At 53.9% G+C, this 20817-nt stretch carries 17 protein-coding genes; 15 read left to right on the forward strand and 2 right to left on the reverse strand.

Annotated features, from left to right (window positions below):
* Positions 1-82 precede the first annotated feature (82 nt).
* Positions 83-2320 (forward strand): diguanylate cyclase domain-containing protein, encoded by a 2238-nt coding sequence (locus tag BUB13_RS10540; RefSeq protein ID WP_139249352.1) that lies wholly within the window; start codon positions 83-85, stop codon positions 2318-2320.
* Here BUB13_RS10540 and BUB13_RS10545 read toward each other — a convergent pair.
* Entirely contained in the window at positions 2317-2619 is a 303-nt protein-coding gene (locus tag BUB13_RS10545) for an MTH1187 family thiamine-binding protein (RefSeq protein WP_072908720.1), read from the reverse strand. The genes BUB13_RS10540 and BUB13_RS10545 overlap by 4 nt on opposite strands.
* Before the next feature lie 177 nt (positions 2620-2796).
* Here BUB13_RS10545 and BUB13_RS10550 point away from each other — a divergent pair, with 177 nt between their 5' ends.
* Positions 2797-3045, forward strand: coding sequence for a hypothetical protein (locus tag BUB13_RS10550; protein ID WP_072908721.1), 249 nt, complete (start codon positions 2797-2799; stop codon positions 3043-3045).
* Between the two features lie 45 nt (positions 3046-3090).
* Here the strand turns inward: BUB13_RS10550 and BUB13_RS10555 are convergent, their stop codons facing one another.
* Positions 3091-3357: a DUF2917 domain-containing protein gene (locus BUB13_RS10555; RefSeq protein ID WP_072908722.1), complete on the reverse strand. Its 267-nt coding sequence runs from the start codon at positions 3355-3357 to the stop codon at positions 3091-3093.
* A 218-nt stretch (positions 3358-3575) separates the two neighbouring features.
* Here BUB13_RS10555 and BUB13_RS10560 point away from each other — a divergent pair, with 218 nt between their 5' ends.
* The 13 genes from BUB13_RS10560 to BUB13_RS10620 all read left to right on the forward strand — a co-directional run bounded on the left by BUB13_RS10560 (position 3576) and on the right by BUB13_RS10620 (position 20794).
* Positions 3576-5033 carry an aminotransferase-like domain-containing protein gene (locus BUB13_RS10560; RefSeq protein WP_072908723.1) on the forward strand — a complete coding sequence of 486 codons (1458 nt, stop codon included), beginning with the start codon at positions 3576-3578 and terminating at the stop codon, positions 5031-5033.
* A gap of 110 nt (positions 5034-5143) precedes the next feature.
* On the forward strand, positions 5144-7960 hold the full coding sequence (locus BUB13_RS10565; protein WP_072908724.1) for a putative bifunctional diguanylate cyclase/phosphodiesterase: 2817 nt from the start codon (positions 5144-5146) through the stop codon (positions 7958-7960).
* A 67-nt stretch (positions 7961-8027) separates the two neighbouring features.
* On the forward strand, positions 8028-8873 hold the full coding sequence (locus BUB13_RS10570) for an FAD/NAD(P)-binding protein (protein WP_072908725.1): 846 nt from the start codon (positions 8028-8030) through the stop codon (positions 8871-8873).
* Positions 8870-10900, forward strand: coding sequence for a formate dehydrogenase subunit alpha (gene fdhF / locus BUB13_RS10575; protein ID WP_072908726.1), 2031 nt, complete (start codon positions 8870-8872; stop codon positions 10898-10900). Before BUB13_RS10570 ends, fdhF begins: the two co-directional genes overlap by 4 nt.
* The gene (locus tag BUB13_RS10580; RefSeq protein ID WP_084092009.1) at positions 10894-11871 is read left to right on the forward strand and encodes a 4Fe-4S dicluster domain-containing protein; all 978 of its coding nucleotides are present in this window, start codon (positions 10894-10896) and stop codon (positions 11869-11871) included. Before fdhF ends, BUB13_RS10580 begins: the two co-directional genes overlap by 7 nt.
* Positions 11872-12259: 388 nt before the next feature.
* Positions 12260-12694 (forward strand): type IV pilus modification PilV family protein, encoded by a 435-nt coding sequence (locus BUB13_RS10585; protein WP_072908727.1) that lies wholly within the window; start codon positions 12260-12262, stop codon positions 12692-12694.
* A gap of 21 nt (positions 12695-12715) precedes the next feature.
* Entirely contained in the window at positions 12716-13618 is a 903-nt protein-coding gene (locus BUB13_RS10590) for a prepilin-type N-terminal cleavage/methylation domain-containing protein (RefSeq protein WP_072908728.1), read from the forward strand.
* 20 nt (positions 13619-13638) lie between these two features.
* Positions 13639-14181, forward strand: a complete 543-nt coding sequence (locus BUB13_RS10595; protein ID WP_139249353.1) for a pilus assembly PilX family protein — start codon at positions 13639-13641, stop codon at positions 14179-14181.
* A 25-nt stretch (positions 14182-14206) separates the two neighbouring features.
* Positions 14207-14587 carry a hypothetical protein gene (locus BUB13_RS10600; protein WP_072908730.1) on the forward strand — a complete coding sequence of 127 codons (381 nt, stop codon included), beginning with the start codon at positions 14207-14209 and terminating at the stop codon, positions 14585-14587.
* Positions 14588-14615: 28 nt separating this feature from the next.
* Positions 14616-18497 (forward strand): thrombospondin type 3 repeat-containing protein, encoded by a 3882-nt coding sequence (locus tag BUB13_RS19435; RefSeq protein ID WP_072908731.1) that lies wholly within the window; start codon positions 14616-14618, stop codon positions 18495-18497.
* Positions 18498-18500: 3 nt separating this feature from the next.
* Complete coding sequence (locus tag BUB13_RS10610) at positions 18501-19454, forward strand: putative Ig domain-containing protein (RefSeq protein ID WP_072908732.1); 954 nt, start codon at positions 18501-18503, stop codon at positions 19452-19454.
* Position 19455: 1 nt separating this feature from the next.
* Entirely contained in the window at positions 19456-19965 is a 510-nt protein-coding gene (locus tag BUB13_RS10615; protein ID WP_072908733.1) for a prepilin-type N-terminal cleavage/methylation domain-containing protein, read from the forward strand.
* 172 nt (positions 19966-20137) lie between these two features.
* Positions 20138-20794 (forward strand): endonuclease III domain-containing protein, encoded by a 657-nt coding sequence (locus BUB13_RS10620; RefSeq protein WP_072908734.1) that lies wholly within the window; start codon positions 20138-20140, stop codon positions 20792-20794.
* Positions 20795-20817: the final 23 nt, after the last annotated feature.

Below are 20817 nucleotides of genomic sequence, written 5' to 3' on the forward strand. Positions count from 1 at the left end.
CCCGGCATAATGCCGGTTTTCTATTCTATTATTTTCAAGCTCGATAATTTAATCTTCCTGTGCCGCTTCGGGGGGACATGTGTTGCACCGGATACTCCTCTTCCTGATTATGCTCCTGCTGCCACTCGGCACGGCGTCTGCTGCCGTTCGTGTCGGCATCGACAGCAATCCCCCGCTCACCTTTATCGATGCTAACGGCCAAGCCGGAGGCCTCTTTCCCGACCTGCTGCAGCAGATAGCCAAGCAGCACAACTGGAAGCTGGAAATCCAGCCATGCCAGTGGAACAGTTGCCTTGAAATGCTCGAGGACGGCCGCATCGACGTTCTCCCAGCTATCGCTTACACCGAACAGCGTGCCCTGAAATATAATTTTGCCGAAGAAACCGTTTTTACCAGCTGGGGACAGGTCTATCGCCGCAGCACCGACAATTCACAGATCGACTCGATCCTGCAGCTGAATGGCAAAAAACTGGCCGTTCTGGCTGGTGATGTCTACTACATCAGTGAGCAGGGCTTGCGCCAGGTCGCTGACAAATTCGGGGTCGCAATCGATTACGTCGAAGTTACCAGCTACCGCGATGCTTTTATCAAGTTGGCAGCTGGCGAAGTCGATGCAGCAATGGTTGGTCGCCTCTTTGGCATCAAGCATCGTCAGGAATACGGCGTGCAGCCGGCACCGATCCTGATCAAACCGATCCAGGTCCGTCCTGCCTTCGCAAAAACCGCCCCTCCACAGCTGAAACAGCAGTTTGATAGCTCTCTGGCTGACTGGAAAAGTTCGACCACGTCCATCTATTACCAGCTGCTGGAAAAGTGGCTGGGCGAAAAACTGGCGACGCAGATGCCACAATGGCTGAGCGGGCTGATGTACGGCCTGAGCGCACTCTTGCTGCTTCTGCTGCTCTCCACCCTCTGGACCCGTCGACTGGTGAAGCAGAAAACCAGGCTGCTCAAACAGAAAAATCGCCAGCTGGAAGATGAGTTGAACGAGAGGCAGCAAATTGAAACCGAGCTGCGCGAACGGCAGCAACAGTACCAGGTGCTGTTTGAAGAGAATCAGGTCGTCATGCTGCTGATCGATCCGGAAACCCGGCTGATTGTGGATGGCAACCCGGCAGCCTGCGAGTTTTATGGCTATCCGCGAGAAACCCTGCAAGGGATGAACATCGGCGAGATCAACCAGCTTTCACCTGAAGAAATCAAGCAGAAAACACTGCAGATCAAATCTGGTGATCTGCAGCAGTTTGAGATCCCCCACCGAAAAGCGAACGGGGACATCTGCCCGGTAGAAATATTAAGCAGTCCCATCGTGGTGGAGGGGCGTTCGCTGATCTATTCAATTATCCGCGATATAAGCAAACGGAAAGCGGCAGAGAAGGCGCTGGCCGATCGCAACGACTTTCTGCAATCGGTTATCGACGGCGTCTCCGATCCCTTGATGGTCATCAACTTTGACCATCAGGTGCTGCAGTTCAACCAGGCGGCCGCCAGGCAGGTATCTCCCGAGCTGCTCGCGCAGGACAAAATCAGCTGTCATGAAATTTCCCACGCTTCCAAGCTTCCCTGCAGCGGAGACGCTCACCCCTGCCCACTGCAAGAGGTAAAAGAGACCGGCCAGCCGGTTTCAACAATTCACAACCATCTTGACGAGAATCAGCAGATCCGCATTATCGAAGTCCTTTCATCGCCCCTTTACAACAGCGACGGCGAACTTTACGCGGCAATCGAAGTCACCCGCGACATCACCGAACGACAGAAAATTGAAGAGCTGTTGAGCGAAAATGAGAAGCGCCTGCACCACCTCGCCCACCACGATGCCCTGACCAACCTGCCAAATCGGCTGCTGTTTGAAGACCGGATGAAGCAGGCGCTGAGCAAGGCAAAACGCAGCCGTAAGCAGGTGGCTCTATTTTTCATCGACCTCGATCACTTCAAAGAAATCAACGATAACTTCGGCCACGACCACGGCGACCTGGTGCTGATCGACGTTGCCCAGCGTCTCGCGAACACCGTCCGTGAAAGCGACACCGTTGCCCGCCTCGGTGGTGACGAGTTCCTGGTGCTGCTGGAAGATATCGATAATGTTCAGCTGGTCGAGGTGATGGCGGAACGGATCTGCGAAGCTCTGACCCACGAGATGGAACGGGACACCTACCGGCAGAAACTGAGCGCCAGCATCGGCATCAGCATCTTCCCTGAAGACGGCAGCACCGGCCACGAGTTGCTGAAAACCGCCGACAAGGCGATGTACCAAGCCAAAGGCAAAGGCCGCGCAAACTACCAGTTCGCCTCAACCCCGCAAGCGCATTTCGATTTTTAGAGACTCCTCTTCTCCGCCACGCTCTGCAGCTTGTCTTCCATCGACTGCTCGCGATCTGTCCGGGTGCCGAGCTTGATGGTGGTGCTGATACGTGGCGCACCGGCGGCATGCACCTGCTCGTGACACTTCTTGATCGCCGCGAAGACCGCGTCAAAATCGCCTTCGATGTTTGTGCCATACGCATGCAGGCGGGTTTTCAGCCCCGCCTCTTCCAGCACCTGCTGGCAGATTGCAACATACTTGGAGACGGAAACACCGACCCCCATCGGAACCACACCCAGATCGACAATAACTTTCATCTCTAACTCCTTCCTGCACAGGTTTGCGCCAGTATAGCCGGTGCCCCTAAGAACTTCCAGCCGGCACCTTTATCTACAACCAGCAATCACAGTATAATAAAATCAGTAGAGCGCGTGCCTGATGGCAAAAGTCTACGCCTTCCGCCAAAGCCGCAGGGCACGCGGAAAGGAGTCACTATGAACAGAACAGATTATCAGGGAATGCAGCAGTTATTTGATGACGGACAGATGATCTGGGTGGAGAATCTCCTCAACCAGAGCAAAGGCAGGGTGATCGGCTTCGAGCCGGGTATGATTGAGGTTGAAGTTGACCGCCACTGCGAACGCTGGGATATCAGCAACTGCCGGGAAATGACCCACGGCTACGCCATCCGCTACGACGAAGTGCTGAAACATCCGCACGAATTCGACAGTCACCTCGACTGACAGCAGGAGCAAAAACGGGTCCGGCGAAAACCGGGCCCGTTTTTTTCAATGACCACAGCGAAGACGCTGCCAGAGCGGCTCGTATTTGAATTCCAGCTCTTCCCCCAGCAGCATCAAGCGGCAATCCTCGGTCGCGGTGACGATCAAACGCCTCCCGTTACTCGCTTTGAAACTACGTCCGCTGTGCAGGATATGATCCCTGCCATCTCCACTTTGTGTCACCCAGCAGCGACCGCTGTGGCAGAAAATACTCAAGCCTTTCAGTTCATGTCCGAGATCAAGCAGTTCATTTTTTGCCAGTAATATTTCCATCACAGCCCCCTTTGGTTGCCTTGTTTATTCGCCACTATTTTATCTGTCTCAGTTTTCCTCACAAGATACAGGGCTTTACTATTGTAACCGTCACAGATAGACTTGACAGCAACTGTACCCAGAAACCTCACAGGCAACTGTGTCTGGTTGCAGGCAGGGCGAAATGCTAAATCTGCTGCAGCAGAAAAATTGGCTGGATTCAGGCGAGAGGTGAGAAGATGCTGGCACAGAGCGAACAGCAACAGAGCAGGCAACCGCTTTACGAGGAAGTCGCCGGACGAATCAGCTTTCTGATCAAGCAGGGCACGCTGCGTCCCGGCGACCGGGTGCCGTCGATCCGCAAGCTGAGCAAACAGATGCAGGTCAGTATCAACACGGTCAAAGAGGCCTACAGCCAACTGGAAGATCGTCGTTTGCTCGAAGCGCGCCCGCAATCAGGCTACTATGTCCGCGCTAGGCTGCCCGAGCTGCCGACCGAACCTGTCCTCGACCGGCCAACCCTGAGTCCGGCCGAAGTCAGCATGGACAACATCTACCAGCTGGTGATGCGCGACCTGCTCGACCCGAAACTGCTCCAGCTCGGCATCGCGGTTCCTAACCCGGAACTGCTGCCGATCGAAAAACTGAACCGCATGCTGACCCGCGAAACCCGCCGCTTCGCTCTGCAATCCGTCTCTTACGACCTGCCACCCGGAAACCTGCGGCTGCGCCAGCAGGTCGCCCAGCGCTTATTGCTGTCTGGCTGCACCCTCAGCCCTGAGCAGATCGTCACCACCTCCGGTTGTGTCGAGGCGGTCGTGCTGGCGCTGCAAGTGCTGTGCAAACCGGGCGACGTGGTCGCCATTGAATCGCCGGTCTATTTCAACTTTCTCCAGCTGATCGAAGACCTTGGCTTAAAAGCGCTGGAAATCCCCGCTTCGCCGCGCGGCGGCATCAGTCTGGAAGCGCTGGAGTTCGCTCTCGACCGCAACCGTGGCGAGGTAAAGGCCTGCATCGTTATCACCAACTTCAACAATCCCCTCGGCAGCTTGATGTCGGACGAAAACAAGCTGAAGCTGGTGCAGCTGCTGGAACGGCACAAGGTTCCACTGATCGAAGACGATATCTACGGCGACCTCTCTTTCAGCGACAAACGTCCATCGGTGGCCAAATCCTTCGACAAAACCGGTAACGTGCTGCTCTGCTCGTCGATCAGCAAAACCCTGGCCCCCGGCTACCGGGTCGGCTGGATCGCCGCCGGTCGTTATCAGGAAAAGATCGAGCGGAGTAAAATGCTGGCCAACGTCGCCACTCCGACGCCGACTCAGCTGGCGATCGCTGAATTTCTCGCCAACGGCGGCTACGAGCACCACCTGCGCTCGATCCGTCGCGTTTACACCCGGCAGACGGCGCAGATGGCCGATGCCATCGGCCGTTGTTTTCCCGCTGGCACCCGCGTGTCCCAGCCACAGGGCGGCTTTCTGCTCTGGGTCGAGATGCCGGAGCCGATCGACTCGCTGAAACTGTACGAGCAGAGCAAGCAGGTCGGTATCACCATCGCTCCAGGACAATTGTTTTCCGTGGAAGGAAAATATCGCAATTGCGTGCGCCTGAATGCTGCCTTCTGGGATCCCTGCGTCGAAGCGGCAATTGAAACCCTTGGCCGCCTGGCAAAAAGCCAGCTGCAAATATCCTGATCCAACTTTTATTGCAATGTTTACGCAAAGGCTTGCTCCGCAAAAAAAATTAACGTATCTTTATAAAGTTGGATTATTTTTTACCATTTCCGCTTTATCAAAGTTACATTATGGGAACACAGCAAACAGGCCACAAACAAAACGAAATCAGCAGTTTTTTCTCTGACCGCAAATGGAGAAGTGCCGGGCACGTCAACCGGATCGCGCTCGGTGGATTCTGCTTTCTGGCGTTGCTGATCGCCTGTGGCGGCTGGTGGGTTTACCAGTATCAGACGGCCAAAATCAAAGCCGACCGGCAAAATGAGCTGATCGCCATCTCAACCCTGAAAGCTCATCAGATCAGCGAATGGCGTAAAGAAAAGCTGGATGATGCCAAGCTGCTGCTCAACAACCCGATCATTGCCCAACAGCTGGAAGCCTGGATCCTGAACGGCTCACCCAGAAATGGCCTTTACCAGAAATTCCTCTCCCGCCTGACCGCTCTGCTGGAAGCCTACGACTATCATGCTGTCGCCCTGCTCGATACCCAAGCCAACACTTTGCTGAGCGTTGGTGAAGAGTGGCTTCTCGGTGAAACAACCAGGAAAGCAGCACTGGACGCCTTAGCGACCAAGCAGAGCAAATTTGCCGAGATTTCCGCACAGCACCCGGAAGAACTGGAACGCATCCAAGCTCATCATCATGAGCATCATCGTGATGAAGAACATGAGCATGAACATTTCAACCACCATATCCACCTCGACCTGATTATTCCGATGCTGGCGGGAAAAGCGAGAAAACCGAGCGGCGCGATCGTGCTGCGGCTGGTTCCTGAAAAGTTCCTCTTTCCACTGATAGAGAGCTGGCCGACTGCCAGTAAAACGGCGGAAACCGTCCTGCTGAAACCAACACCCAGCGGTGTCATCCGCCTCAGCGGTCGGCGCCACGCGGAGGAAGACCACAAACACAAGATCTCCATCCCGACCGACCGGGTCACGCCACCGGAAATGATCAGGCAGGGCAAAGAAGGCGTCCTGGAGCACCGCGATTATCGTAATATCCCGGCGCTGTCCTATATCAAAAAAGTGGCTGGCACCCCCTGGTACCTGGTTGCGAAAATAGATCGGGAGGAGATCTACGCCCCGATCAATCAGCTTGCCTGGCAGATTTCCCTGCTGGTTATCGCCCTGGTCTCGTCCGCCGGGCTGAGCCTTTATTATTGGTGGCGGCAGATCAGCACCGCTTTGCTGGCGGAAAAATACCAGTCCCAGCTCGACAAACAGTTGTTGGAGAAACGTTTCCATCAGATCACCAGGCACGCCAACGACATCATCATGCTCTGCGACAGGGAAGGAAAGGTTGTCGATGTCAACAACCGCGCACTGGAAGCGTTCGGTTACAGCCTGGAAGAGATGCTGACGCTCAATGTCACGGCGCTGCGCCCGGCAGAAGATCGGGAAAAATCGGCCGAACAGCGCAAGCAACTCCTGACAAAGCGATCTCACCTGTTCGAGGAGCGCTGCCTGCGAAAGGACGGCACTATCTTCCCGGCCGAAATCAGTGCACGTTTGATCGAACTGGAAGGGCAAATTTACCTGCAGGGGATTCTGCGTGACATCACCGAGCGGAAAAAAGCCCAGCAAGAGATCCAGTACCTGGCCCACCACGACTCACTGACCGGCCTGCCAAACCGCAATCTGCTGAAAGACCGGGTCGAGCAGAACCTTGCCCGTGCCCGCCGCAACAACAGCAAAAGTGCATTCCTGTTCCTCGACTTCGACCGCTTCAAAAACATCAATGACTCCCTCGGCCATTCGGTCGGTGACGGCGTGTTGCAGGAAGTCGCCAAGCGGCTGAAAACCTGCCTGCGTGAAGAGGACACCGTCGCCCGGGTTGGCGGTGATGAATTCGTCATCCTGCTGGCCGACCTGGAAGATGAACGTGCCGTGGCCAACGTCGCCCAGAAGGTCACTGAACTGGGAACCACCCCATATGAAGTCAAAGGACAGAAGTTCCGTCTCACCATCAGCATCGGCATCAGTGTTTTCCCGAATGACGGCGACAATTTCGAATCCTTGTTGAAGAACGCCGACTCAGCCATGTATCACGCCAAAAATGCCGGGCGCAACACCTTCTGCTTCTACACTGAAGACATGAACGCGCAGACCCTTGAAGCCCTGAACCTGGAGCGCGATCTGCAGCACGCGCTGGAAAACAACGAACTGCGCCTGCACTACCAGCCCCAGCTTGATCTGGAGAGCAGCAAGGTCATCGGCGTCGAAGCACTGCTGCGTTGGCAGCACCCGACCCACGGCAACATGTCGCCGGCCGTTTTCATCCCGATCGCTGAAGAACGCGGTCTGATCAACGACATCGGCAACTGGGTTTTGGAAACCGCCTGTCGGCAGAGCGTCAGCTGGCAAGAACAGGGACTGCCACCTCTGCGCATGGCGGTCAACATCTCAGCCCTGCAACTGCATCACGTCGATTTTTACGAAAAGGTTGCAACAATCCTGGCAGCAACCGGGATGAATCCGGAAATGCTGGAACTCGAACTGACCGAGAGCGCGGTTATGCAGCACGAAGAATCAGCCCTGGTGCTGATGCAGCAGCTGAAAGCCCTCGGCCTGCACCTGGCGATCGACGACTTCGGCACCGGCTATTCGAGCCTCAGTTACCTGAAGCGCTTCCCCTTCGACAAACTGAAAATCGACCGCTCTTTCATCAAGGATCTCCCCCTCGACACCGAGGACGGTGCCATCACCCAGGCGATTATCGGCGTCGGCCGCAGCCTCAAGCACAAGGTTATCGCCGAAGGTGTGGAGACGCTGGAACAGCAGAACTACCTGCGCGATGAAGGCTGCGACCAGATGCAGGGATTCTATTTCAGCCGCCCACTACCGCCGGAAGAGTTAGTCGAACTGCTCGAACAAAACAGCGGCGACTGAAAACATTCTCCTTTTGGCGTATACGGCAATCGGTTAGTATGGGGCTTCGTTATTTTACGGAGCCGCCATGACTGCAGTTGTTGCCAAAACCTCCATCTACACCCCCCGATCCTGTCGCTTGCTGACGGTCGAACAACTGACGCCGCAGGAAAAGCTGTTCCGCCTGCAGCTGCTCGACGGCAGCGAACTGCAGCATCAACCGGGGCAGTTCGTACAGGTATCCCTGCCCGGCCTCACCGAAGCACCAATTTCCATTGCCAGTTCTCCGACCCGCACAGGCGACTTCGAGCTTGGCGTGCGCAAAGCCGGCAGCTTGACCAGCGCCCTGCACAGTCTTCAGCCGGGTGCACAAATCGGCATCCGCGGCCCCTTCGGTCGTCCCTTTCAAATGGAATCACTTCGCGGCAAACAACTGCTACTGATTGCCGGGGGATGCGGGTTAGCGCCGCTGCGCTCGCTGATTCAATATTGCCAGGATTGCCGCGACCAGTTTGCCTCGGTACAGATTTTCTACGGTGCCCGCTCACCGCAGGACCTGATGTTCCGTCGCGACCTGGACAGCTGGCAGATTGATGACAACTTCAGCTGCCGCTACACCGTTGACAATAAACCGGCCGACTCTTGCTTCGACGGCGAAACCGGCCTGATTACCGAGCTGCTGAACGAGGTCGTACTGCAGCCGGAAAACAGCTGTGCTGTGGTTGTCGGTCCGCCGACCATGTACCGGCCGGTTATCGCCGAGCTGCGACGCCTCGGGCTGACCAGCGAAAAACAGATCATGCTGTCACTGGAGCGACAGATGCGCTGTGGTATCGGCAAATGCGGCCACTGCAGCATCGAGCATTTGACCTGCTGCTGCGACGGCCCGATCTTCTGGCTGGAAGAAGTCGAGCATCTGCGCGGGGCCCTATGACAGCGACGCTCACTACCTGCCCTTATTGCGGCACCGGCTGTAACTTCTACCTGCTCAGCGATGACGATGGTCGCTTGACCGGCGTCGAACCGGCCGGACAGCACCCGACGACACGGGGGCAGCTCTGTGTCAAAGGCTGGAACGCTCATGCCTTTGTCGATCACCCCGACCGCTTGGCGGTGCCGCAGATCCGCCGCGATGGCGAACTCCAGTCCGCTGACTGGCAACAGGCGCTCGACCTGGTACATGATCAGCTGCAAGCCATCGCTGAAAAGCACGGTCCCGACAGCCTGATGTTCCTTTCTTCAGCCAAGGTCAGCAACGAAGAAAACTACCTGCTGCAAAAGCTGGCCCGTGCCGGCTACGGCACCAACAACATCGATCACTGCGCCCGCCTCTGCCATTCATCGACCGTCACCGGGCTGGTCGAAACCCTCGGCTCCGGGGCGATGACCAACAGCTTGAGTTGCTTCGATGAAACTGAACTGGTTTTCGTCATCGGCTCCAACACCACCGAGCAGCACCCGCTGATCGGCAGTCGCATCCTGCAGGCCAAACAGCGTGGTGCCAAGCTGTTGGTCGCAGATAGCCGCAAAATTCGCCTGGCTAAACATGCCGACCTGCACCTGCGCCAGCAGAACGGTAGCGACGTCGCCCTGCTGAGCGGCATGATGCGGCAGATCCTGAGGGACGGCCTGGAGGATCGAGACTTTATCGCGCAGCGTTGCGAGAATTTTGCCGCCTTTGCTGAAAAGCTCGAAAGCTACACACCTGAATATGTTGCCGGAATTACCGGTTTGGAACCAGAGCAGGTTATCGCGGCCGCCCGCCTCTACGCAGAGGCCGACAGGGCAATGATCGTCTATGCCATGGGCATCACCCAGCACAGTCACGGCGTCGACAACGTCCGCGCCATTTCCAACCTGGCGCTGCTGACCGGCAATCTCGGCAAACCGGGCAGTGGCGTTAATCCGCTGCGCGGCCAGAATAATGTGCAGGGAGCCTGCGACATGGGCGCGCTGCCGGATGTCTACAGCGGCTACCAGAACGTGGCCGATCCTGAGGCAAGGAAGAAATTCTCCACCGCCTGGGGCTGTGAACTACCGGAAACAAAAGGGCTGATGTCGACCCACGCCATCGAAGCGGCGGCCACGGGAGAAGTTCGCGGCATGCTGATTCTGGGGGAAAACCCGATGCTTTCTGACGCCAACCAGGGGATGGTGAAAAAAGCATTGGAGCGGCTCGACTTCCTCGCCGTCATCGATATTTTCCCCACCGAAACCGCCGCTTTCGCCGATGTGGTATTGCCGGCGAGCTGTTATGCGGAAAAGGACGGCAGCTTCACCTCAACCGAGCGCCGGGTGCAACTGGGCAGAAAAGCCGCAGAGCCACCGGGACTGGCGCGTACCGACTGGCAGATCATCTGTGAGCTGCTACAGCGTTGCGGGCTGAAAAGCGATTATCAAAATCCCGCCGAAATCATGGCTGAAATCGCTGCTCTCACACCCAGTTACGGTGGCATCAGTCACGACCGCCTACAGGGGCATGGTCTGCAGTGGCCCTGCCCGGACAAAACCCATCCCGGCACGCCGATTCTGCACATCGACAGATGCACGCGCGGCAAAGCCCGGTTCAGCCCGGTCGACTACCGCGCACCACATGAACTGCCGGACCGGGATTTCCCCTTCCTGCTCAACACCGGGCGCAGCTATTTCCACTGGCATACCGGCAGCATGACCCGTCGCAGCCACCTGCTTGACCGCGAAGAACGTTTTGCCTTCGTCGAAATAAACCCGGACGATGCCAGCCAGCTGGCTATTTTCGCACGGCAACAGGTCAGAATCAGCAGTCTTCGAGGCAGCATCACCTGCCGCGCCCTGGTTTCTGAAAAGGTCCCGGCCGGACAAGTTTTCATCCCCTTCCATTTTACCGAAGGGGCAGCCAACGCTCTGACCAACAACGCCCTCGACCCGGAATCGGGCATCCCCGAGTTCAAAGTCTGCGCGGTGAGGATTGAGCCATGTTGAAATCCCTCAAACGCGAAGACTTGTTGCGACTGCTCGAAACCTTAGCGGAACAGTACGATCTACAGGTGCCGCTCAAGCTGCCGGACGGCACCCGCCAGCTCGGCCGCTACGGCAGCGGTGAACTTTCGCTTTGCGGGCCGCTGCTGCAGCGCAAACCGACCAGCCTGTTGTTCCCGCAAGCAGAATTGCTGCTTAGCATCAACCCTGATGGTTCCGTGGAACAACCGCACCCGGCTGAAAAGCCATTGGCCCTGTTCGGCCTGGAGCGCAGCGACTTGGCCGCGATCGCATTTCTCGATCGATTCTTTCTCTGCGAACCGGCGGATGATATCTACCAGGGTAAAAGAGAAAACAGTCTACTGATCGGATTGACTGGATTTGCTGGTGAAAATAGCGCCTACCTGCCCCCAGCCGGAGAAAACTGCGATTTGGAGCTAATTGCGACAGCAGACGGCTGGCTCGGCTGCGCCTATTCGGCAGCAGGTAAAACGCTATTGGCACCCTTCCCGGACAGCGAAGCTAAAGAACGAACGGAAATTGATCAGCGCGCCGCGGAACCAAAAACCGACAGCCTGCTAAAGGCGGCAAGTCGCCTGCTGAGAGAAGATAAAGTTCCGGATGCCTTCTGGCAGGAAATAGCCGACCGCTGCATCCTCTGCACCGGCTGCAATCTGGTCTGCCCGACCTGCAGCTGCTTCTGCGTGCAGGACCGGATCCGCGATGGCAAAACCGAGCGCAGCCGGGTCTGGGATTCCTGCCAGCTCGACGCTTTCATGCGCGAAGCGAGCGGCCACAACCCCCTCGGCACCGAAGCCTTGCGCACCCGCCGCCGGATTCACCACAAGCTGGTCGCCGATGTCGAGCGCTGGGGTGAGATCGGCTGCATCGCCTGTGGCCGCTGTGACCGCACCTGTCCAACCGGCATCGGCATGTTCGCGGTGGTGGAAGAAATGATTAACCAGTTCGGCTAAAAAAGCTTCTTCACCCCTTCTCACATCAAGCCTAAGTATCAATTTAGACCTGATATGGCCTAGCAATATAAATTAATTGGTCAAACACAATCTTTTAGTAGCCAATTCTCTGTATCATTTTTTATTTGTAGCATCTGAGGTGATTTAGGCAAAGAAGACGCAGGCACCTTCCAAACAAATCTTAATTAACATACAAATTTCCTCGTTTTCAGAGAGTGCACAAGTTGCATATATAAAAATGCAAATTGTGCACTCTCTACCTGCAGAAATGGCTTCACAAGCGCTTCTTGCCTCTTTTTAGCTTCCTTTATAGCTAGCCCCAAGCTGGCACATGCTTTGCTTTAAGTATCAAGCCTAACAAAATCTGCGTTCGCAAAAAGGATGTATTATGTCGAACAGATGTGCAAACGACAACGGCTACACATTGGTAGAAGTGCTGATTGCTCTGACGATCTTCTCCGTCGGTCTGCTTGCAATTGCAGGATTACAGATCAACGCGATCAGATATAATTCTGGATCAAACCTTCGCACATCGACAACCGCTATGGCGCAAGGAGTGATGGAGCAAGTTATGTCTCTCCCCAGCGATAATCCGCTGTTCCGAACAGCCGGTACTAATGTTGTTAGCATTGACCCAAACGATTCTGATGGCGATGGCGATGCGACAACCCTGAGACTTCAGGGGGCCGGCTTCTTTACAGCCAACTGGGTCGTTACAGTGGACTGGCAGGGGATTACCGGTCTCTCCAGGATTGATGTCAACGTGCAGGAGAATTCAGGGAGAACCATAACCCTGACAAACTTCAAACGCTATAACCTGTAAGCAAGCGAATCAAGGAGTCATATGCGTTGCGTTATCAATAATAATAAAGGCTTTACGCTAGTCGAACTTCTGGTTGTTACGGTTGTAGCCGGGCTTGCAATTGTCGGCATGTATGCAACCTATTCATCAACACAAAAGACCACCGTAAACCAGGAAAACCTAGTTGATGTTCAGCAGAACCTGCGAGTGTCCTTAAATCTGATCGACAAAGATATCAAGATGGCAGAGGCATTGGTTCCCGCAGGAACAACAGGGATTGCTGTCGGCTCAAACGCAACAACCTTGAATCTGGTGACAGCGTCGGCCTTTTATGCTTTTGCTCGAATTGCTGACGATGAAGAAGTTACTTTAGCTGAAACATCGCAGCAGTTCGACATCAATGTCCCAACCAGTGTCGATCGTTTCGAGGTAGGAGACACTGTCAGAATTATCCGCCCTCAGGATGGCGCCCAGCCCTTCGACCCAGTCAATGACGCTTCGAACAACAATGAACTGCTGGTGACCGCGGTTGACAGAACGGGACCAACCATAACCATCGGCAACTTTTCCCATACCACCAGCTTACAGTACAAAGAGGGAGATATTATTGCTTTGGTCAACGATGCTAATGATGCTCCTGATCCATCAACCATCGTTTGGGATTTAAACGGTACCGACTTGCGCCGCAACGATGGTGACAACGATGATGACGGAAGTGGTACTCTTGACGCAGATGAAACCGGTCCCGATATTATCGTCAACGATATCGCCAGCATCGCATTCGACTACCTACTTGAGGATAGCACTGAAGTAACAGCACCAACGGCTGCCCAACTGGAGGATATTCGGGCAGTGCGTGTCACTTTGACGGCCAATGCCACTAGACAACTTGACGGTCAGGTCCGCGCACGCAGCCTTTCCAGCATCACCTATTTGCGCAATTGATCACAGAGAAAGCGAAGGTTATGTTGATAAAACAAATCCCCCAAAAAGCTCCGCACCATTTGACACCGCTGGTTCAAAATCAAAGGGGCTCAATCTTAATTATCGCGATGCTCCTGCTGGCAATCATGAGTGTTCTCGGGACAGTACTGATGTCAACGTCGACAACAGAAATTCAAATTTCTGGAAACTATCGCAATAAGCAGGAAAGCTTTTATGTTGCCGACCGCGCCTTAGAATACTCCATGCGGAGTGCTTCAGATTTTTCAGGAACGGTTGATCTCTACAACGACCAAAACACGTCACTTGCAACCCCAACTCTTCACCGCAATCTGATTGAGCTGGGCAATGGCGGCCTGGAGGCAAGTACAATTACCACCACGGATGATCGCAATTCCGTCACTTTTATCAATGCGGGACCTCCGCCTGTCGGCTCTGGCTCGGATGCATCCCTGTTTGAAGCACGTAATTATGTTGGCAATGCTGTCGGCCTGTTCCCAATCAACACCAACAATCCTTCGCGTACCGAGTTGAGGTCGCAATTTGCCAAAATTGTACCTAAATAAAATGCCAGTCAGCATGGAGATTGACATGAAAAAACTATCCTTCGTTCTTCTGTTTTTACTCTTTGTTCTCGTCATCGGTGCTCATGCCGACAAACGCCCAGAAAACCTTCTTGCTTACGATCAGGATGTAAGCTACGAGGGACCGTTCGACACTAAGGGTATTTTCAAACGCAGTGAACGGAAAAAAATCTGGTATCCGAGTAAGCGCTTCCAGACGGTTCGTCAGATCCGTTGTGCTGAAGCCTACCTGGCACTGCAAGAAGGAACCTGGACTGGCAACTTGGGTGATAATGGCCAGTGCCTGGATCCAGGAGAAGGGAAGGATTGGGTCACAGGGAATTACCTGAATTTCCTTCGGCAAAAGACTATCCACAAAAGCAGCCTGAATGATAATTCTGAGGATTAGTACGAATCCCCCGAAAGGAGAAATAGTTATGAAATACAACCCTTTGATTATCATATTCGGCATGCTGCTCCTGCTTCCCCAGGTCGGTTACAGCGCCCAAGATTCCTATATCGGCGATACCGCTATATACGGGGGTGCTTCAGTTACATTGCAACCAAATGTGCTGATCGTTTTCGACACCTCGGGAAGTATGGATGATGAGATAGATGTTCAAGTCTGCCAGCCAGACGTCGACTCGGACGGGGTTATCGATGAGTCCGACAACTGCCCGACGGTTGCCAACGCCACGCAGACCGATACCGATAACGACGGTATCGGCGATCTGTGTGATGACAACACAACCTTCCCCGACACTGATGGCGACGGTGTCACCGACGATACCGATAACTGCAAAGTAACCTCCAATGCCGACCAAGCAGACAGTGACGGCGATGGTATCGGTGACGCCTGCGAAGTCGGCTCCGGCGGCTATAACAAAGACACCGATTACACCGCCATGACCTCGAGTGAGTTCTGCGGTGATGGCGGTGGCAGAAGGGATCCGCCATGGGCTGCCGAGGCTTGCCAACGCAACAAGGTTTACCGTTGCCGCGACGATGAGTGGGACCAGAATGGCTTCTGCAGCCAATGGGACAGAGTTGAAAACATCGATTATTCGGATATCGATTGCAATGATCAGGAAGACGCCTTGAGTGAGCAAGGTACACTTGTTGATGATGTCCGCTTTGACGAAGACGGCAACTGCGATGGTTCCAGAAGCTCACGCTATTACGCCACTGGCAACTGGGTTGACTGGTATAGCCTGGTCACTATTGGCGATGCAGGTGGCGGCGCTTCGGGCTCCGGCGACGACTATAACAGTGGCTCCACCCAAATCTGCTCGACGACCCAGGAACGCAAAAACGACGTCGCCGAAAACGTTGTCTCTGACCTGATCGAGAGCACGGGCGGGGTCAATTTCGGCATCATGCGCTTTAACTCGAGTTCCGGCGGCACTTTCATGACTGTATCGGTCGATGGCCAGAACTATGAAACAACCATCAAAAATATGGATGAGATTCACACCGGCACGACCACCAACCGGGAAGCTCTGGTAGACATCGCCTCCAACATGCCGGCCTCGGGATATACCCCGCTTGGCGAAACCCTGTACGAAGCGATGCGCTATTTCAGCGGCGGCAATAAATACTTTGCGGGTTCCGGTTCCTACACCTCGCCAATCACTGCCAGTTGCCAGCCGAACTATATCATCTTGATGACCGACGGTATGGCGACTTCCGATAGCAGCGTCCCCAGCCTAAGCTGCGGCGGCGATGACAACGTCGATTGCGACGGTGACGGCAGGAGCGATGATGGCGACGACGATTCCCTCGACGATGTTGCCTGGTACCTGTACAACACCGACTTGTCCGACTTCAACGGCACCCAGAACGTTAAAACCTATACTATCGGCTTCGGCCTGGGAGGAGGTGACAGCGACGCTGTTGACCTGCTGCAAGACACCGCCGACAACGGCCAGGGAGCCAATGCCGGGCAAGGGAAATCCTACCTGGCATCATCATACCAAGAGCTAACGAGTGCCCTCTCGGCGATTATCGGCGAAGTTCTCGACCAGAGTTCCGCTTTTGTCGCTCCGGTGGTACCAACCAGCCCGGAAAACAAAGTTTACAGTGGTCAACGCATCTATCTTGGCTTTTTCAAGCCACAGATCACTGGCGACTGGTATGGCAACCTGAAAAAATTCGGCCTCGACAATAACGGAGAAGTACTGGATAAAAACGGCAACGAAGCGACTGACGCCAACGGTGCCTTCCTGCCGGAATCTGTGTCCTACTGGGGAACTGCAACAGACGCAGGCAACGTTGAGGAAGGGGGCATCGGGGGCATCCTGAACAATCGGGTTTTATCGACCCGCAATATCTACACCTACACTGGTACAACAGCGGCCCTCACCGACAGTAGCAATGCCCTGACGACAAGCAATACCGCATTGACCTTTGCCGACTTTGATGTTGCATCCGATGTCCGCAAAGATGAAATCATCAACTACGTCTACGGTTACGACGTCTACGGGATCAATCCCAGCGTTGGCCGGGAGTGGGTGATGGGTGATATTCTCCACTCCAAACCGGCGATCCAGACCTACAACAGTTATGCACTCAGCAGTGAAGCTGATCCGAATGTCAACAAAACCGTTATTTATGTCGGCAGCAACGACGGCCAACTGCATGCGTTCAGCGATGCGAACGGCAGCGAACTCTGGTCTTTTGTTCCGCCATCGGTTCTGCCTAACTTGCAGAATCTGGGCAACAACGCAATCCATGAATATTTTATGGATGGTAGTCCAGCTCTTTATGTCTTTGATTATGATGGTGACGGTAATATCGGCCCAGGACCTGAGAGTGGCGACACTGATCCGACCGGGGTCACTGATGCGGGTGCCAACGACAAAGTCATCATGGTTGTCAGCATGCGACGTGGCGGCGGCATCGATACCCTCGATGCAGCAACCAGTCGCGGATCCTACTATGCGCTCGACGTCACCAATCCACTCTCCCCACAATTCCTCTGGGAGATCGACTCGACAACGACCGGATTCTCAGAATTGGGCGAGACCTGGTCTGATGCAGTCATCGGCAAAATCCGCCTGAACGGCAGTGACAAGATCGTCGCTTTTATAGGTGCAGGCTACGACAATAACGAAGACCTGCGCTTTGGCAACACCCAACTGTTCCCGGACAACACAACTACGGCGACGTCAACAATTTTGCCGACCGCGGATGCCAACGACGTGACCAGTTCTGGTAGTAGTGCACAGGTCAATCCAAAGGGACGAGGGATCTATGTCATTGAATTAGCGACTGTCAGCTACCCGACAATTTCTCCCTTCTTGCCGACTGTTGCAGTAAACACCAGTCCGCAAAAACTCTGGGAGTACGTTTACGATGCCGACCGTGAAGACTCAAATCTCGATGCATACGATCCTGGTAACAATCCGAAATATTCTTTTGTCGCAACCATCGCTACGCTCGACTCTGATTTTGACGGCTATATCGACCGACTCTACTCAGGAGATACTGGCGGCAATATGTGGCGTTTCGATATCGGTGACAAAACATCAACAAGCGCATGGGATGCCACCAAAATTTTCAGCGCCAATCCCAGCGATGTTGCCAACAGCGATGAGGATCCGGCAACCAATGGTCGAAAAATTTTCTATCGTCCGTCAATTGTTCAAGAGCCTGGCTACGTTGGTGTTTATTTCGGCACTGGCGACCGCGCCCACCCGCTGAACAAAGCAGTGATTGATCGCCTTTATGCCGTGTACGACCGGGGGAATATTACCTCGGCAAGAACCGAAGAGCACCTGGTCAACGTAACCGAAGATAACCTGCAATCTGCCAGCCCTGGTATAGGTGTAGTCAACTCAACTCTGCTAGCCCTCAGCAGCACCAGCAATTATGGCTGGTTCATCAAACTCGATCTGCTGGATGGAGAAAAAGTCCTCTCCAACCCGATTGTTTTCAATAAGGTAGCCTACTACACGACCTTTACCGCCAACGTCCCTTCGGATGATCCTTGCGAACAAGGGCAGTTGGGTATCGGCAGACTTTATGCGGTAGATTACAAAACAGGTGAAGCGGTATTCAATTTCGACTTGACCAACGATGTTGCTGATGAAGATTCCTACGCTGAAAATGAGAATGAGCGTGCCATAGCGGGTGGCGGAAAGATCCTACGCCGCAGCGACCGGGTGAAAACTATCGGTTCGGGAATTCCTTCCGGCGCAGTTGTTGTCGTACGTGAGGATGGCACCTCCAGCGCTCTAATTGGCTGTGGTGGTGGTCTTTGCGGCGGCGAGACCAAGGGCGGTGGGACTGCAGTTCCCATCTACTGGATGATGGAATAAACCATGAAGCTTTCTGCCCTTTTTTTGGCGTTAGCCTCAGTGTTTCTGCTATCTGCCTGTCAGGACAATAGCCAGTCTAGTCAATCCGAAAAGCGAGAACCGGCCTCTGCCTTACAAGCTCTTCAGCTGGATAAGGTATCCATAAAGGAGGGAATCGGCTCTAACGAGGCTAACCTGGATCTCATCATAGAGCCGGTTCCTCTGACATCGGCCGATCATGCAGAAGCGTTATTGCGAAACTGTAATGAAGAAATCAGTTACCAATGGTCTGTCAACAGCCAGATAATGGCCGATTACACTACCGATTCACTTGATAGAGAGACGTTTCGGCAAGGAGATATCATAGAGTTAACAGTCACTTGTGGAAATTTTTCGCTGACAGCTGAGACTACGGTAAAAAATGGCCCTCCTTCCATTGCAGCTGTCAAATTTGAAGACCCGGTGCTGGAGGCTGGAAAAGATTTGACCGTTATTCCTTCTGCAATAGATTATGATGATGATCCAATCGACTACAGTTACGAGTGGAAGATCAATGGCATCATTCAAGAAGAGGTAACTGGTCCAACCCTTCCCGGTGAGCTATTGACCAAAGGAACAGAAGTGCAGCTAGCGGTGACTGCTTACGATGGAATCACCAGTGGAGCTACCTTTCAGGGGCTGGGAATGGTTATCCCAAACTCGCCTCCCGTAATTACTTCCCAACCACCGCCGCTGATGTCAGCACAATATGTTTATCAGGTCGAAGTTGATGATCCCGATGATGATGCCTTGTATTATCGACTAAGTAAGGGCCCGGAAGGGATGGCTATAGATGCAACCAGTGGTGTTCTGACATGGAGCGTCACCCAGAGCACCCCTCGTGCAATCTACGAGATCGAAGTCACCGTTGCAGACAACGAAGACGCTCAAGCCAGGCAGTCTTTCAGCCTTTCACTAGTTGACGAGGAGCGGCAATAACATGTTGACCGACAATAAAGGCTTCACCCTAATGGAATTGGTCGTGGCCGTAGCTATTTTGGCTATTCTAGCAGGGCTCTCTCTTCCCCCTCTTATGCAATGGCTCAGCCGCGCCGACTACCGAGAGGTATCGCAACAAGTTTTACAGGCATTAAGGTTGGGGCAAAGCCAATCAGCAGCAAGGAATCGCGAATACCGAGTCGTTTTTGACCTAAATGATGATGACGCTACGGTATGTTATCAGGTGCTGGAGGGAAACCGTGCTTCAAATAGCACGTCCTTCAGTACAGTAGTAATGACCGGTGAAGATTCCAGTTTGCCTGCAACGGTGGTCCTGCGTGGCAATGCTAATTGTCTGGGCACCGCTGATATTACTTTTGATTTTAACCCGGACGGCACCAGCAGTGCAGGGGTTATCTGTATTATGGACTCACACCTTCTGGCGACCGGAGATGAAAAATTTAAAGTCAGAATTGACAATCAGAATACCGGAAAAGCGATAATTGAATAGGGGTACTTCCCTCTCGTCGATAATATACTCTTTCGTTCCACAGCTTACATGTCAGGCATCACCACGGGGCTGCAAATGCAGCCCCGTTTTTTTTCACAAAAAAGCATTCCCCCTGCCGCCATCAGCGTCTATCATGCGTGCTGTTGTTTTTGCTGTCTGAAATGATGTTGCCATGCTCGACTTGAAATCTGTTTACCAACGCCTTTTTGACTATTATGGCCCTCGTCATTGGTGGCCTGCCGATACTCCTTTTGAGATGGCGGTTGGCGCTATCTTGACGCAAAACACCAACTGGAAAAATGTCGAGCAGGCGATCGGCAATCTCAAACAGGCAAATGTGCTTGACTGTCATTCTGTCGCTGGGCTACCTGTTGCCAGGCTGGAGGAATTTATCCGTCCGTCCGGTTTCTTCCGCCAGAAAGCTGAACGTCTGAGGCTTTTCAGCCAACACTTGCTCGATCACCACCAAGGCAGCCTCGACATTCTTTTGCAGCAACCACTGAACCTTGCCCGCGAAGAACTCCTGAGCCTCAAAGGAGTCGGCCCGGAGACCGCCGATTCGATCCTGCTCTATGCCGGAGATCTTCCTTCCTTTGTTGTCGATGCCTACACCGGTCGTTTGTTCAGCCGCCTGGGAGTGCTGCACGGAAAAGAAAAATACGCTGAAATTCGTGACTTTTTCATGGCTAATCTCCCTGAAAACAGCGAGCTCTACAACGAATTTCACGCACTGATCGTGATGCAATGCAAAGAGCACTGCCGAAAAAAACCTTTGTGTGAAACCTGTCCACTGGCCGACGACTGCGCACACCAGCAACAGAATCCTTGATCGTAAACGCTGGCTGGGGTAAT

Source organism: Malonomonas rubra DSM 5091, from assembly GCF_900142125.1.
GTDB lineage: Bacteria > Desulfobacterota > Desulfuromonadia > Desulfuromonadales > Geopsychrobacteraceae > Malonomonas > Malonomonas rubra.

Coding starts and splice junctions, on each gene's coding strand:
- BUB13_RS19435 (WP_072908731.1), top strand. CDS start 14,616: ATGAAATACAACCCTTTGATTATCATATTCGGCATGCTGCTCCTGCTT.
- BUB13_RS10600 (WP_072908730.1), top strand. CDS start 14,207: ATGAAAAAACTATCCTTCGTTCTTCTGTTTTTACTCTTTGTTCTCGTC.
- BUB13_RS10580 (WP_084092009.1), top strand. CDS start 10,894: ATGTTGAAATCCCTCAAACGCGAAGACTTGTTGCGACTGCTCGAAACC.
- BUB13_RS10585 (WP_072908727.1), top strand. CDS start 12,260: ATGTCGAACAGATGTGCAAACGACAACGGCTACACATTGGTAGAAGTG.
- BUB13_RS10545 (WP_072908720.1), bottom strand. CDS start 2,619: ATGAAAGTTATTGTCGATCTGGGTGTGGTTCCGATGGGGGTCGGTGTT.
- BUB13_RS10590 (WP_072908728.1), top strand. CDS start 12,716: ATGCGTTGCGTTATCAATAATAATAAAGGCTTTACGCTAGTCGAACTT.
- BUB13_RS10620 (WP_072908734.1), top strand. CDS start 20,138: ATGCTCGACTTGAAATCTGTTTACCAACGCCTTTTTGACTATTATGGC.
- BUB13_RS10555 (WP_072908722.1), bottom strand. CDS start 3,357: ATGGAAATATTACTGGCAAAAAATGAACTGCTTGATCTCGGACATGAA.
- BUB13_RS10560 (WP_072908723.1), top strand. CDS start 3,576: ATGCTGGCACAGAGCGAACAGCAACAGAGCAGGCAACCGCTTTACGAG.
- BUB13_RS10610 (WP_072908732.1), top strand. CDS start 18,501: ATGAAGCTTTCTGCCCTTTTTTTGGCGTTAGCCTCAGTGTTTCTGCTA.
- BUB13_RS10615 (WP_072908733.1), top strand. CDS start 19,456: ATGTTGACCGACAATAAAGGCTTCACCCTAATGGAATTGGTCGTGGCC.
- BUB13_RS10595 (WP_139249353.1), top strand. CDS start 13,639: ATGTTGATAAAACAAATCCCCCAAAAAGCTCCGCACCATTTGACACCG.
- BUB13_RS10570 (WP_072908725.1), top strand. CDS start 8,028: ATGACTGCAGTTGTTGCCAAAACCTCCATCTACACCCCCCGATCCTGT.
- BUB13_RS10565 (WP_072908724.1), top strand. CDS start 5,144: ATGGGAACACAGCAAACAGGCCACAAACAAAACGAAATCAGCAGTTTT.
- fdhF (WP_072908726.1), top strand. CDS start 8,870: ATGACAGCGACGCTCACTACCTGCCCTTATTGCGGCACCGGCTGTAAC.
- BUB13_RS10550 (WP_072908721.1), top strand. CDS start 2,797: ATGAACAGAACAGATTATCAGGGAATGCAGCAGTTATTTGATGACGGA.